Origin of the sequence: Paractinoplanes rishiriensis, assembly GCF_016862375.1 — a bacterium.
Taxonomy (GTDB): Bacteria; Actinomycetota; Actinomycetes; order Mycobacteriales; family Micromonosporaceae; genus Actinoplanes; species Actinoplanes rishiriensis.
In genome coordinates this window covers 23,846-37,944 of the sequence record NZ_BOMV01000076.1, presented here as the reverse complement: position 1 = coordinate 37,944, position 14,099 = coordinate 23,846, and the positions used below count along the sequence as shown (strand labels likewise).

13 protein-coding genes are annotated in these 14,099 nt (G+C 71.5%); 4 read left to right on the top strand and 9 right to left on the bottom strand.

The features are described from left to right. Positions 1-28: 28 nt before the first annotated feature. From Ari01nite_RS35345 to Ari01nite_RS35330, 4 genes are all read right to left on the bottom strand, one after another. A complete protein-coding gene (locus Ari01nite_RS35345; protein WP_203786612.1) occupies positions 29-1,252 on the bottom strand; it encodes an RNA polymerase sigma factor in 1,224 nt (407 codons plus the stop codon). After that, a complete protein-coding gene (locus Ari01nite_RS35340; protein ID WP_203786611.1) occupies positions 1,249-1,596 on the bottom strand; it encodes a YciI family protein in 348 nt (115 codons plus the stop codon). Before Ari01nite_RS35340 ends, Ari01nite_RS35345 begins: the two co-directional genes overlap by 4 nt. A 90-nt stretch (positions 1,597-1,686) precedes the next feature. After that, on the bottom strand, positions 1,687-2,361 hold the full coding sequence (locus Ari01nite_RS35335) for a response regulator (RefSeq protein ID WP_203786610.1): 675 nt from the start codon (positions 2,359-2,361) through the stop codon (positions 1,687-1,689). After that, complete coding sequence (locus Ari01nite_RS35330; RefSeq protein ID WP_203786609.1) at positions 2,361-3,620, bottom strand: sensor histidine kinase; 1,260 nt, start codon at positions 3,618-3,620, stop codon at positions 2,361-2,363. The genes Ari01nite_RS35335 and Ari01nite_RS35330 overlap by 1 nt, the downstream gene beginning before the upstream one ends. A gap of 215 nt (positions 3,621-3,835) precedes the next feature. Between Ari01nite_RS35330 and Ari01nite_RS35325 the strand changes: the two genes are divergently transcribed. After that, on the top strand, positions 3,836-4,282 hold the full coding sequence (locus tag Ari01nite_RS35325; RefSeq protein WP_239163294.1) for a DUF1707 SHOCT-like domain-containing protein: 447 nt from the start codon (positions 3,836-3,838) through the stop codon (positions 4,280-4,282). A gap of 89 nt (positions 4,283-4,371) precedes the next feature. After that, positions 4,372-5,199, top strand: coding sequence for a metal-dependent hydrolase (locus Ari01nite_RS35320; RefSeq protein ID WP_203786608.1), 828 nt, complete (start codon positions 4,372-4,374; stop codon positions 5,197-5,199). On the opposite strand, the gene Ari01nite_RS35315 is transcribed toward Ari01nite_RS35320, so the two are convergent. Both Ari01nite_RS35315 and Ari01nite_RS35310 read right to left on the bottom strand, forming a co-directional pair. Continuing rightward, positions 5,200-5,385 carry a hypothetical protein gene (locus tag Ari01nite_RS35315; RefSeq protein ID WP_203786607.1) on the bottom strand — a complete coding sequence of 62 codons (186 nt, stop codon included), beginning with the start codon at positions 5,383-5,385 and terminating at the stop codon, positions 5,200-5,202. A gap of 88 nt (positions 5,386-5,473) precedes the next feature. Then, a complete protein-coding gene (locus Ari01nite_RS35310; protein ID WP_203786606.1) occupies positions 5,474-5,737 on the bottom strand; it encodes a hypothetical protein in 264 nt (87 codons plus the stop codon). 50 nt (positions 5,738-5,787) lie between these two features. Between Ari01nite_RS35310 and Ari01nite_RS35305 the strand changes: the two genes are divergently transcribed. Both Ari01nite_RS35305 and metH read left to right on the top strand, forming a co-directional pair. Then, the gene (locus Ari01nite_RS35305; protein ID WP_203786605.1) at positions 5,788-7,473 is read left to right on the top strand and encodes a bifunctional 3'-5' exonuclease/DNA polymerase; all 1,686 of its coding nucleotides are present in this window, start codon (positions 5,788-5,790) and stop codon (positions 7,471-7,473) included. A gap of 117 nt (positions 7,474-7,590) precedes the next feature. Continuing rightward, positions 7,591-11,193, top strand: coding sequence for a methionine synthase (gene metH, locus Ari01nite_RS35300; RefSeq protein ID WP_203786604.1), 3,603 nt, complete (start codon positions 7,591-7,593; stop codon positions 11,191-11,193). Positions 11,194-11,638: 445 nt separating this feature from the next. Here metH and Ari01nite_RS35295 read toward each other — a convergent pair whose 3' ends face one another. The 3 genes from Ari01nite_RS35295 to Ari01nite_RS35285 form a co-directional block, all read right to left on the bottom strand. After that, the gene (locus Ari01nite_RS35295) at positions 11,639-12,253 is read right to left on the bottom strand and encodes a hypothetical protein (protein WP_203786603.1); all 615 of its coding nucleotides are present in this window, start codon (positions 12,251-12,253) and stop codon (positions 11,639-11,641) included. Between the two features lie 137 nt (positions 12,254-12,390). Next, a complete protein-coding gene (gene murD / locus Ari01nite_RS35290) occupies positions 12,391-13,728 on the bottom strand; it encodes a UDP-N-acetylmuramoyl-L-alanine--D-glutamate ligase (RefSeq protein WP_203786602.1) in 1,338 nt (445 codons plus the stop codon). Between the two features lie 39 nt (positions 13,729-13,767). Then, the gene (locus Ari01nite_RS35285; protein ID WP_203786601.1) at positions 13,768-14,088 is read right to left on the bottom strand and encodes a hypothetical protein; all 321 of its coding nucleotides are present in this window, start codon (positions 14,086-14,088) and stop codon (positions 13,768-13,770) included. Positions 14,089-14,099: the final 11 nt, after the last annotated feature.

The following is a 14,099-nucleotide window of genomic DNA, read 5'->3' as shown; positions in this document are numbered from 1 at the left end:
GGCCACCGTGGACCGCGGGTGCCGGACATCAGCCCGGCCCGGCGGTCAGGGTGGACAGCCGGTGTTCCAGATGCGCGCGCTCGGGCGCGGTGGGCACCAACGACAGCGCCCGCTCGAACGCGACTTTGGCCTCCGCGTCCCGGCCGAGGCGCGCGTAGAGCTCGGCCCTGGCCGCGGGCAGCAGATGGTTGCCCGGCAGCTGCCGGTCGAGGTCGTCCAGCAGCGCCAGCGCCGCCTCGGGTGCGCCCGCCTCGGCCACCGCCACCGCCCGGTTGAGGCGTACCGCCGGCGAGGACGTCCGCCGTTCCAGCTCGGCGTACAGCTGAGCGATCCGCGGCCAGTCGGTCGGTGGCGGCTTCGCGTGCTCGGCCGCGATCAGGGCCTGGAGGTGGTATTCCCCCGCCATCGGCGCCGCCTCGATCAAAGCGAGCAGGGACAGGCCCCGGCCGATCTCGTCCTGCCGCCAGCGCCCGCGGTCCTGGTCGGGCAGCAGGATCAGGTCGCCGCCGGCGCCGACCCGGGCGTCGCGGCGGGCATGCTGGAGCAGCATGAGCGCGAGCAGCGCGAGCGTGCGCGGTTCACCCGGCAGCAACTCGCCGACCAGGTAGCCCAGCCGGATCGCCTCGGCCGCGAGCCGGGGCCGCAGCAGGTCGGGTCCGGCGGTGGCGCGGTAGCCCTCGGTGAAGATCAGGTAGATCACCGTGAGCACCACGTCGAGGCGGCCGGGCAGATCGGCGGCGGCCGGCGCGCGCAGCGGGATGCCGGCCACCGCCATCTTGGCCTTGGCCCGGGTGAGCCGGGCCGACATGGTCGGCTCGGACACCAGGAACAGCCGGGCGATCTCGGCGGTGGTCAGCCCGGCCACGAAGCGCAGCATCAGCGCGGCCCGCGCGTCGGGCCGCAGCGCCGGGTGGCAGCAGGCGAACAGCAGCCGCAACCGCTCGTCGGGTATTTCGTCGTCACCCGCGGTGCCATCCGGCGGCGGGTCGCCGGTGAGCAGCAGCGGCAGCCGCCGGGCGTCCGCGGTTTCCTGCCGGATGCGATCAAGTGCCCGCCGACGGGCTGTGGTCCACAGCCAGGCCGCTGGCCGGTCGGGCACACCCTGCGACGGCCAGACCCGGGCGGCCGCCAGAAACGCGTCCTGGAGGCTGTCCTCGGCCACGTCGAATCGCCGCAGCCGGGTGACGAGCAGTGCGAGCAGGCGGGACCACTCGTCGCGGTACGCCTGCTCGACGGCCTGGTCGACGGTCATTCCTGCGGGTGGAGCACCACGGGCCGGACCTCGACGATCGCCTCCGGCAACTGGCGGGCGAGTTCGAGCGCCTCGTCCAGGTCGGCCGCCTCGATCAGGTAGAAGCCGCCCAGTTGCTCGGCGGTCTCGGCGTACGGGCCGTCGGTCACCCCGACCCGGTCGCCGTCGTGCCGGATCGTGGTCGCGGCCGCCGACCGGGTCAGCTCCTCGCCGCCGAGCATCGCCCCGCGGGCCCGCAGCATCGCCATGAACCGGGCGTGCCGCTCGTGGTTCTCCTGCAGTTCCCGCTCGTCGCGGGCCTCCCATGCCTTCTCGTCGCCGTAGATCAGCAGCGCGTATTTCATGGTGTCGCTCTCCCTCCCGGGCACCGCCCGTTGCGGCGCCGGCGAAGTGATGACGCCATCGCACCACGGATTTCGACAGGGCCGGGGAAATCAATTCAGCCACCCCGGTTTGATCAATCCGGCCTCGTACGCCCAGACCACCAACTGGGCCCGATCGCGCGCGCCGAGCTTGTTCATCGTGCGGCTGACGTGCGTCTTCGCGGTGGCGGGACTGATCACCAGCCGGGCCGCGATCTCGTCGTTGGACAGGCCCTCGGCGACCAGCACGAGCACCTCACGCTCCCGGTCGGTCAGCTGGTCGAGCGGCACCGGCGGCATGATCGGCCCGCTCTGCACCGACCGGCCCGCGAACTCGCCGATCACCCGCCGGGTCACGCTGGGCGACAGCAGCGCGTCGCCGGCCGCCACCGCCCGCACCCCGCGCAGCAACTCGACCGGCTCGGTGTCCTTCACCAGGAAGCCGGACGCACCCGTGCGCAGCGCCTCGAACACGTACTCGTCCAGCTCGAACGTCGTCAGGATGACCACCCGGGTGGCGGCCAGCGCCGGGTCGGCGGCGATCCGCTTGGTGGCCTCGAGCCCGTCGACCCCCGGCATCCGGATGTCCATGAGCACCACGTCGGGCCGGGTCTGCCGGGCCTGCGCGACCGCCTCGAGCCCGTCGGCCGCCTCGCCCACCACCTCGATGTCGGGCTCGGCGCTGAGCAGCGCCCGGAAGCCGGCCCGCACCAGTGCCTGATCGTCCGCCAGCAGCACCGAGATCATCAGTTCTCCAGAGTTTCGGGGGTGGGCAGCAGGACCGAGACCAGGAAACCGTCGTCGACCGGGCCGGCCTCCACGCTGCCGCCCAGGCTCTGCGCCCGGGCCCGCATGCCGGCAATGCCGGTGCCCTCGGCCGGACCGTCCGGCTCGGCGGTCGCCGGGCCGTCGTTACGGATCGCCAGGTGCAGGGCGGTCGGCAGGTAGTCGACCGCGATCGACGCGGTGGCACCGTCGCCGGCGTGCTTGCGCACGTTGGTCAGCGCCTCCTGCACGATCCGGTAGGCCGCCCGGTCGACCTCGGCGGGCAGCACCCGCGCGTCGCCGGTGACCCGGGTGGTGACCGGCAGGCCGGCGTCGGCGGTCAGGTCGTCGAGGCGGCTCAGGCCGAGCGCCGGCTGCCGGGGCGCCGCCTCGTCCTCGGTGCGCAGCACGTCGAGCACCGCGCGCACCTCGCGCAACGCCTCGGCACTCGCCGTCTTGATCGCGGTGAGCGCCTCGCGGGCCTGCTCGGGGCGGCTGTCCATCAGGTGCAGCCCCACCCCGGCCTGGACGCTGATCAGCGACAGGTGGTGGCCGAGCACGTCGTGCAGCTCGCGGGCGATGCGCAGCCGTTCCTCGGACGCCTGCCGCCGCTCCTGCTCCTCGCGGGCCCGGGCGCGCTCGGCGCGTACTTTGATCATCTCGGCCATGTGCTCGCCGCGCACCTTGGCCGCGCCGCCCAGGAAGATCAGCACGGCCAGCGCGGCGGCCAGCAGCAGCGTGGTGCGGGTGTCGGGCCGGGCCATCGCGGGCAGACCGAGCCGGTCGGCCAGCACCCAGCAGACCAGCAGGTATGCCGTGAACGCCGCGGCCGCACCGATCCAGGCGGCCCAGCGACGGCCCATTTTTGCGAGGTTGAACAGGGCCATCCCGGGGGCCACCGCATAGACCCAGCGCGGCTGGGCGACGGTGGCGAAGCCGATCGAGGCGGCCGTCGCGACCGCGAACACCGCGACCGGGAACCGCCGGCGCCACATCAGCGCGAACGGGCCGATCAGCAGCAGCGCGTAGAGCCCCACGGACATCGGCCGGGACACGCCGCCGTCGCGGGCCAGCCCGGTAGCACCGGCCACGTGGAAGATCCCGGACGCGACCGTGGGGAGCAGCCCCCGCTTGTGCTGCCGGAACGCGCCCGGGTCGGGCGGCATGGTGAACCGGCCGGTGCGGCGATCCGGCCGCCACGGCGGGGCCCACTGCTGCCCGTTCCCGCTGGTCGCTTCCATGTGGCCGAACCTACGGTACGGCCGTCGAGGGGCGCATCGGCGCGTGGTCAGAGATGGGCCTACAACCTGGGTCGTAGGCGGCGCCGGTGGCAGTCGACCCAGGTTGTACGAAACGGCCCCGAGGCCCGGAACAAGATGCGCCCCAGGGCCGACGACTTCCACCGCGGAAACCGGGACTCTGGACGCCACAACGCCCCACCGAGGAGGAACCAGTGATGACCACCGACGCCAACCGGATGCGCACCTCCGACCAGGAACGCGAGCAGGTCGCCGAGATCCTGCGCGCGGCCATGACCGAGGGGCGCCTGACCCTGGAGGAGGGCGAGGAGCGGCTCGCCACCGCGTACGGCAGCAAATATCGCGATGAGCTGAGGCCGCTGACGGCAGATCTCCCCGACGGTGGCCGGCGGGCCCTCGCCGAGACGCCACAGGCGCGGCTCGCGACACGCCGGGGCCTGATCCGGCACGCCACCGTGGTGGCCTCGGTCGGCCTGATCCTCACCGGTCTGTGGATCCTGTCCGGTGCCGAGTTCTTCTGGCCGGCCATCCCCCTGATCTTCCTGGTCATGGGTTTGATCCGGCACGCCCGCTGGCGGCACTGGGAACCGCGGTACAGCTACGCGCACCGGGTCGCGCCCTGGAACGCCCCCGGGCATCGGTGATCCAGCACACTCCATAGTGGACGCGGCGGTCGTTGAACGCCCCTCCCCGCTCTGCCACAGTGGCGGGGTACGGGGAGGGGCAACTACAGATGATGGGTCCGTCGCACGCGCTTTCCGGCGCGGCTTCCTGGCTCGCCGGCAGCTGGGCACTGGACCACTTCGCGGGGTATGAACAGTCGCCGCTGGCGGTCGCGGTGGGCACCACGGTCTGCGCCGGCGCGGCCCTGCTGCCCGACCTCGACCTGTCCGGCAAGGTCACCCGCAACAAGGGCGGCGCCACGGTGGCCCGCACGTTCGGGGTGTTCTCGCTGTTCGTGGCCGAGGTGATCGAAAAGGTGTCGCTCGGCATCTACACCGCGACCAAGCTCAGCCGTGACCCGCGCCGCACCAACGGGCACCGCACGTTCACCCACACGCTGCCGTTCGCGGCCCTGGTCGGCTGGGGCACCACCACACTCGCCGCCACCTACGGCAAGTGGGCCGTGGTGGGCATCGTCTTCTTCATGGCCGGGCTGGCGCTGCGCGGCCTGTTCGACGAGTGGGCCGAGCGCGCCGGCTGGCTGATCGTGACGCTCTGCTCGGCCGTGATCGCCTTTCTCACCGCGGCCAACCTGCCCGGTGACCGCGGTTATCCGATGCTCGGTTTCGCGGTCGGCGTGGGCTGCTTAGTCCATCTCCTGGGCGACATGATCACCAGGAACGGCGTACCGATCCTGTGGCCGCTGCCCACCGGGCGCCGGATGTGGCGCATGGTGAGCGTGCCCGACAACCTGGCCGTCCGGGTGGGCGGCAAGATCGAGACGATCGTGCTGCGTGGCGCCTTCACGATCGTGGCGCTGCTGGCGATCGCCGCGATGTTCGCACCGGGCCTGCTCACCCACCTGGAACTGGACACCTGGGCCGACCGCGGCCCGTGATCACCAGTAGCGGCGCTTCTTGTAGTGCCCGTGATGCCGGTAGTGGCCGTGATGCCGGTAGTGCCCGTGGTGCCGCCGGTAATGGCCGTGAAAACGGCGCGGACCGTGGCCGTACCCGCGCCCGTGGCCGCGACCGTACAACTTGCGCTCGATCAGCGTGAACAGCAACCGCTTGAGGGAACCCATGCCGTCAACGGTACGGCCACGAGTCGAGCACAACCTGTGACCAACCTGACCGGTTACTGTGAGGCGTTCGATGTCGAGCCGCGTGACGTCAGTCCTCGTCGGTGAGTTCGGCCAGCAGTTCGGCGGCGTCCTGGTTGCCCGCGTCGGCCAGGCGCCGCAGCTCGGCCACGTCGCCGCGTTCGCCGGCCAGCTCGACCAGCACGTCGACCGCGTCGCTGCTGCCGGCCGCCGCGAGGCTGCGCAGCTCGTCGAAGTCGCCACGCTCGCCGGCCAGTTCGACCAGCTGATCGACCGCGTCCCGGTCGCCCTGTGCGGCCAGTTCGCGCAGCTCGGTGAGTTCCGGATCGGTCACCCGCCGAGCCTAACCGGAAAACTGTCGTACCCACGTACGAGAATGAGAATGTGCTGGTAGCGGTGGCCCCCGATGGCAGGCAGGGCGGGCGGATGCAGGAACTGGCGGCGGACGGCTCGCCGCTCGGTCCGCCGCGGGTGGCGGATGATCTGGCGGGGGCGATCGCCGAGCGGGAGGCCGCTGAACACCCGCGCTGGGTCTGGCCGTCCACCGCCGATCTCTATCCGGGCCTGCTCCGGGCCGGGGTGCGGGTGGCGCGCTGCCATGATCTCGAGCTGACCGAGGCGCTGCTCATGGGGCACGCGGGCTGGTGGGGCTCGCCGCGTGCGCTGCCGGCGGCGCGGGCGCGATTGCACGGGCTGCCGGTTCCTCCCGATCCGCCGTCGCGGATGCCCGAGCCGCCGGGCTTCGCCCAGGGCGCACTCTTCGAGACATTCGGGGCTCCGCGGCCCGCCGCCGGCTTCGACGTGCTCCAGGCCACCCAGGAGGTGTACGCGTGGCAGCTCCGACGGATCAGCGGTGTGGAGCACCCGGGGCGGTTCCGCCTGCTGGTCGCGGCCGAATCGGCGGGCGCGCTGATCGGTGCCGAGATGGGACACGCGGGGCTGCCGTGGCGGGCCGACGTGCACGACCAGGTGCTGCGTGAGCTGCTCGGGCCGCCGCAACCGGTGGGGCCGCCACGCCGGCTGGCCGAGCTGGCCGCCGAGGTCAACGCGGCGTTCGGCGTGCACGGGCTGCACCCGGACTCCCCCGCTGAGGTGGTCCGCGCGTTCGCCCGGGCCGGCGTCGACGTGCCCAACACCCGGGCCTGGGTGCTGCGCAAGGTCGACCATCCGGCGGTGCCGCCACTGCTCGCATACAAGGAGCTCTACCGCATCTGGACGGCACACGGCTGGAGCTGGTGCGACGCCTGGGTGCGCGACGGCCGGTTCCGCCCGGAGTACGTACCGGGCGGCGTGGTGTCCGGCCGCTGGGCCACCCGCGGCGGCGGCGCGCTCCAGGTGCCCAAGGTGGTGCGCCGCGCGGTCATCGCCGATCCGGGCTGGCGGTTCGTGGTGGCCGACGCCGGTCAGCTGGAGCCCCGGGTGCTGGCCGCGGTGTCCGGCGACGCCCGGCTGGCCGCGGCCGCCGCGGCCGGTGATCTCTACGCGGCGCTGGCCGCCGACTCGTTCGACGGCGACCGCGCCAGGGCCAAGGTCGCCCTGCTCGGCGCCATGTACGGGCAGACCGGCGGCGCCGCCGTCCCGGCCCTGGCCGTGCTCCGCCAGCGCTACCCGACCGCTTTCGAGTTCGTCGAGGCCGCGGCCCGCACCGGCGAGGCCGGCGGCCTGGTGCGGTCGTGGCTCGGCCGCACCTGCCCGCCGGCCGCGAGCGCCTGGCGCGACGCCGGACTCGACCCGCCCGAGGAGGCCGGCTCGGCCGAGATGCCGCAGGGTGGCGCGTCCGGCCGGGCCCGCGGCCGATTCACCCGTAACTTCGTGATTCAGGCCACGGCCGCCGAGTGGGCGCTCGTGCTGCTGGCCACCCTGCGCACGGCGTTGGAGGGCACCAAGGCGGAACTCGTCCTGTTCGTGCACGACGAGGTGGTCGTGCACTGCCCCGCTGAGCAGGCCGAACAGGTGGTGGCGGCGGTGCACGCGAGCGCGGAGCAGGCCGGCCGGCTGCTCTTCGGTGACACCGCGGTGCGGTTCCCCCTGGACGTCTCAGCAGTTGGTGCGTACGCGGAGGCGAAATGAGAAGTGGAGTAACCTTGGCCATCCGAAGCGAGAGGCGCTGCAACGGGGTGACACCCGCCACGCTCGCTCGGTGAGATACCGACCAAGGGCGCCTCCGTTAGTCCGGAGGTGGTCGGTATGGAGAGAAGTGTGAGAACGGCCGAGTTGAGGCGACTCCTCGGCGAGCGTGTGCTGGTGCTCGACGGCGCCTGGGGCACCATGCTCCAGGGCGCCAAGCTGAGCCCGGACGACTATCGCGGTGAGCTGATCAAGCCGGATCACCCGCAGGACGTGACCGGCGACCCCGACCTGCTCAACCTGACCCGGCCCGACGTGATCCTCGACGTCCACCGGCAATACCTGGCCGCGGGCGCCGACATCACCACTACCAACACGTTCACCGCGACGAGCATCGCCCAGGCCGATTACGGCCTCGAGGCGTACGTGCAAGACATGAACCTCCGCGGCGCGCAACTTGCCCGCCAGGCGGCCGACGAGGCCGCCGAATCCAGCGGGGTGAGCAAGTTCGTGGCCGGATCAGTCGGCCCGCTGAACGTAACCCTTTCGCTGTCCCCCAAGGTCGACGACCCGGCCTACCGCGCGGTCACCTTTGACCAGGTCAAAGCGGCCTACGAGGAGCAGATCAAGGCGCTGGCCGAGGGCGGCGTCGACCTGCTGCTGATCGAGACGATCTTCGACACGCTGAACGCCAAGGCGGCCATCGCGGCAGCTCAGGAGGTCGCGCCAGACCTACCGCTGTGGATCTCCCTGTTCCTCGACATCTCCGGGCGCACGCTCTCCGGCCAGACGGTCGAGGCGTTCTGGCGCTCGATCGAACGTGCCGAGCCCCTGATCGTCGGCGTCAACTGCTCGCTGGGCGCCACCGAGATGCGCCCGCACGTGGCCGACCTGGCCCGCTTCGCCGGCACATTCGTGGCCAGCCACCCGAACGCCGGCCTGCCCAACGCGTTCGGCGGCTACGACGAGACCCCCGAGCAGACCGGTGGCCTGCTGGCCGAGTTCACCGACGCCGGCCTGGTCAACCTCGTGGGCGGCTGCTGCGGCACCACGCCACCGCACATCGCCTCGATCGCCTCCGCGGTGCGGGGCAAGCGGCCGCGCACGGTCGTCGAGCCGGCCGCCACCACCCGGTTCAGCGGCCTCGAGCCGTTCGAGATCGGCCCGGACACCGGCTTCGTCATGATCGGCGAGCGCACCAACGTGACCGGTTCGGCCAAGTTCCGCCGGCTCATCGAGGCCGACGACTACCAGGGCGCCGTCGACGTGGCGCTCGACCAGGTCCGCGGCGGCGCCAACCTGCTCGACGTCAACATGGACGCCGACCTGCTCGACAGCGAGCAGGCGATGACCACGTTCCTCAATCTCATTGCCACCGAGCCCGAGGTGGCCCGCATCCCGGTGATGGTCGACAGCTCGAAGTGGAGCGTGCTCAAGGCCGGGCTCAAGTGCGTGCAGGGCAAGGGCGTGGTCAACTCGATCAGCCTCAAGGAGGGCGAGGAGCCGTTCCTCGAGCAGGCCCGCATGATCCGCGCGTTCGGCGCCGGCGTGGTCGTGATGGCCTTCGACGAGCAGGGCCAGGCCGACACTCGCGACCGCAAGGTCGAGATCTGCGGCCGGGCGTACGACCTGCTGGTGCAGAAGGCCGGCTTCGCCCCGGACGACATCATCTTCGACCCGAACGTGCTGGCCGTGGCCACCGGCATCGCCGAGCACAACGGGTATGCGAAGGCGTTCCTCGAGGCGCTCCCGCTGATCAAGAAGCGGTGCCCGGGTGCGCGCACCAGCGGCGGCATCTCCAACCTGTCCTTCTCGTTCCGCGGCAACGACGTCGTCCGTGAGGCCATGCACTCGGCGTTCCTGTTCCACGCGGTCAAGGCCGGCCTGGACATGGGCATCGTCAACGCCGGGCAGCTGGCCGTCTACGAGGACATCCCGGCCGACCTGCTCGAACTGGTCGAGGACGTGCTGTTCGACCGCCGGCCGGACGCCACCGATCGCCTGGTCACGTTCGCCTCGACGGTCGAGGGCGAGGGCAAGCAGCGCACCGTCGACCTGTCGTGGCGGGAGACGCCGGTCCAGGAGCGTCTGTCGTACGCGCTGGTGCACGGCATCGTCGACTTCATCGAGGCGGACACCGAGGAGGCCCGGCAGGAACTGCCCCGGCCGCTCGACGTGATCGAGGGCCCGCTGATGGACGGCATGAAGGTGGTGGGTGACCTCTTCGGCTCCGGCAAGATGTTCCTGCCGCAGGTCGTCAAGAGTGCCCGGGTCATGAAGCGCTCGGTGGCCTACCTCGAGCCGTACATGGAAAAGGAGAAGGCGGCCGGCCGCGGGCAGGGCAAGGTCGTCCTGGCCACGGTCAAGGGCGACGTCCACGACATCGGCAAGAACATCGTCGGCGTCGTGCTGGGCTGCAACAACTACGAGGTCATCGACCTCGGCGTGATGGTGCCGGCGGCCAAGATCCTGGATACCGCGGTGGCCGAGGGCGCCGACGTGATCGGCCTGTCCGGCCTGATCACCCCGTCGCTCGACGAGATGGTCGCGGTGGGCGCCGAGATGCAGCGCCGCGGCATGAGCCTGCCCCTGCTGATCGGCGGGGCGACCACGTCGCGCCAGCACACCGCGGTGCGCATCGCGCCGGCATACGAGGGCGCGACCGTGCACGTGCTCGACGCGTCCCGGGTGGTCGGCGTGGTCAGCAACCTGCTCGACCCGGGCCGCTTCCAGGTCCTGGACTCCGAAAACCGCGTCGAGCAGGAACGCCTGCGCGTGCAGCACGCCAACCGGCACGCGCAGCCGCTGCTGACCCTGGCGCAGGCCCGGGCCAACCGGGAGAAGGTCGACTTCGGCGACCTGCCGACGCCGGCCTTCACCGGTGTGCGCGAGATCCGGCCGTCCATCGCCGAGCTGCGGCAGATGGTCGACTGGCAGTTCCTGTTCCTGGCCTGGGAGCTCAAGGGCAAATACCCGGCGATCCTCGACCAGCCGGTGGCCCGTGAACTGTGGGACGACGCCAACACCCTGCTTGACAAGATCATCGCCGATGGCGACTTCGAGGCCCGGGGGTTGTACGCCTTCTGGCCCGCACACAGCGACGGCGACGACATCGTGCTGGACAACGGCGTGACGTTCCCGATGCTGCGCCAGCAGACCGAGAAACCGCAGGGCCGCGCCAACCGCTGCCTGGCCGACTACATAGCACCGGCCGATGACCACCTGGGTGGCTTCGCGGTGACGATCCACGGCGCCGACGAGCTGGCCGCCAAGTACGAGGCGGAGAACGACGACTACCGCGCCATCATGGTCAAGGCCCTGGCCGACCGCCTGGCCGAGGCGTTCGCCGAATACCTGCACCTCCGGGCCCGCCGCGAGTGGTTCGAGCCGGACGCCCAGCCCAACCTGGCGGATCTGCACGCCGAACGCTTCCGCGGCATCCGCCCGGCGCTGGGCTACCCGGCCAGCCCCGACCACAGCGAGAAGAAGGAGCTGTTCGACCTGCTGGGCACGGCGAACATCGGCGTGGGCCTGACCGAGTCCTTCGCGATGACCCCCGCCGCCGCGGTGAGCGGCCTGATCTTCGCCCACCCCGACTCGCGGTACTTCACCGTGGGCCGCCTGGGCAAGGACCAGGTCACCGACTACGCGGCCCGGCGGGGCATGCCGGTCGACGAGGTCGAGCGCTGGCTGCGCCCCAACCTGGCGTACGACATCACCTGATCTGCCGGCGGACGGCCTGGCGGTTGGCGGGCCATCCGCCACAGATAGAGCGGCGTCGGCGGCACCCATCGCAACTGGGTGCCCTGCGCCAGGTCGTCCCGGTTCGCCCAGTGTTCGGCTATTTGGCCGTCGCGCATCCGGGTCCAGTGGTGTCCGTCACCACCATCCGGCGCCCGGCCGGCGGGAATGCCTGCGCGACGCGGCCGCGCTCGTCGTAGGTGACGAACGTGCCCACCTGACGCCCCTCCGCACCGGCCTGTCGCCCGAGCGGGCCCGCGACATCGTCTGGGCCATGATTTCGCCCGAGCTGTACGAACTGTTGATCACCGACCGCGGCTGGACGTCCGAGGAGTACGAACAATGGCTGGCGCGGGCGCTCGCCGACTCCTTGATCGAGTAACCGCACGGCGGGCCGGGTCGAGCGGCCCGCCGTTACCACCTGCGGTCAGAGGCCGTCCCGCTTCATGGCGACGACGATGTGGACGTGCCGGTCGGCGTTCGTCTGGCTGAACTCGTTCTCGTAGTTCAGCCCATACGGCCAGAAGTGCCCGCCGCCGGTGCGGATGACGGCGCTGCCGCCGTCGTACTGCCGCACGAGCGCCGTGGTCTGCGCTCCGGTCCAGGTGCCACTCCCGCCGAGCCGGCTCCACCCGGAGCTCAGGCCCACGCCGAGGGTGTGCGCGGTCTCGTGCAGCGCGGTGCGCTCGGTCATGTAGCTGCGGTTGCTGCCGAACCGGATGCTGCCGTTGGTGTTGCCGTCGGCCGTCGGCACGCCCGGGACGTAGCTGACCGTGATCGCCTTGGTCAGGTCGCTGAGCCGGTTGTACCGCGCGACCGCCGCGTTCATGGCCGTCGTGATCCGGTTGTAGGCATCCTGCTGATCGGCGGTCGGGTTCGAGGCCCGTACCAGGGTCCAGGTTATCTCCGCCGCCGCGACCTGCGCCTGTGCGGCCGGCGCGGCAGAGGCGGCAGAGGCGGTGGCACCGATCGCGCCGGGCACGGCCACGCTCGCGGCGGCGAGCAGAGCGAGGGCCGTGCGTTTCAGGGGGGACATGGTCATGGCATCTTCCTTCGTCGGCCGCCCGCCTGCGGGGTCAGGAACGGGCGATTCGGTACCAAGCGGTTGCCTCTTGATACGTCACCGCGAACCGCCGCACTACGCCCCGAACCGACTCGAACCAAATCGATCCCGATCGATCAGGCGCTGGCCTCGATCGCCTCGCGGAAGACACGTGACTTGTGCTGCCAGTTGTCGTACCGGCCGTAGGACGGCGCCGCCGGCGACAACAGCACCACGCCACCCGGCGGGGTGACCTTGCGGCTCAGGCGCACCGCCTCCGGCAGGTCCTCCGCCACCACCGTCGTCACCCCGGGCAGATCCTGCAACGTGCTCAGGATCCGCTCACCGCTGTCCGGGATGCCGATCAGCGTGCACCTGATCCCGCTCGCCACGAAGAAATCCCGCAACGGACCGTAGTCGACTCCCCGGTCCTCCCCACCCAGCAGCACCGTCAGCGGCCGCCCCGCGAACGCCTCGATCGCGTAGATCGCCGACTGCGGGATAGTGGACAGCGTGTCATCGACGAACGTGAGGCCGGACGGGTCCGCGATCTGGGTGAGCCGCTGATCGAGCGGCCGGTAAGCGGCGACGGCCGTGGCCAGCTCGGCGCGCAGAGCCGGGACGTCGACGCCGGCCCCCTCGACCGCGGCCAGGGCCACGCAGAGGTTGCCCGCGTTGTGCCGCCCGAGCAGGCCCAGCGTCTCCCGCGGGAACAGCCGCTCGGCGCCACGCCAGAACCAGCCCTCGGCCTCGTGGTAGCCCTCGGCCACATTGGCGGCCACCAGCGGCAGGCCGGCGCCGAGCTCGGCGGTCAGGCGCTCGTCCGCGGCGTTGTAGATCACGACCTCGGCGCCGTGCCGGGCCAGGTTGAGCTTGTCCCGGTAGTAGGCGGCCTCGCTGCCGGCCCAGTCCAGGTGCTCCGGGAACAGCGACGTCAACGCCACCACCTTCGGCGAATCGGTCAAGTCCGCGCACTGGTAGACGCTGAGCTCCACCACGTACTGCTGCACCTCGGGAAGCGAAAGTGCCGCGATGCCGATGTTGCCGCCCAAGGTGTTGGGCCGCCCGGCCGCCTGGAGGAGGTGATGAACGAGCGTGCTCGTGGTGCTTTTGCCCTTGCTGCCGGTCACGCCGACCGTCTTGCTCGCGTGGTCGGCCATCCACAGCGCCGTGCCGCCGGTGACCACGCCGCCGCGGACCCGGTGCTCGATGATCCACGGGTGCACCTGCGGGATCGACGGCGACCGCACGATCACGTCGATCTCGGCGAGTTGCCGGTGCGCGTCGTCGCCCTCGTGCAGCGGAGCCGCCTCGGCGAGGTGACCCGTCCAGGAGGTGGCGAGATGCGTCACTTTGTCCTGGATGGCGATCAGCCGGTCCGGCCGGTGCGGAGCGATGGCCTCGACCGCCGCGATCCCCTCCCGTCCGGTGCCCCAGACGGCGACGCGCCGGCCTCGTAGATCATGCAGGTGCACGAACGCTCCTCAGGTGCCGCGGTTTTACCGCAGGACACCTTACAGCGGGCGGCCGTCCGACGCCTTGTCCCGATTGCCGCTGCCCAGCACGTTCGCGAACGGGATGCGGCCGTTCAGCGCGGCGAACACGATCGCGTACACCACCATGCCCACCGCCAGCCCGATCGAGTACATCGCGAACAGCGCGGTGCCCGGGTCGAACAGCCCGGTCACCGCCGCGCCGCCGATCGCACCGAGCACCGCGGTGAGGTCGGTGATCGCGGCCTTCTCGGTGGTGCGCACCAGCACCCGGTAGGTGATGTAGCCGACCACGAGTCCGAAGCAGAGCGCCCCGAAGTGCTCCAGCGGTGAAGGGTTCACGATCTCTCCTC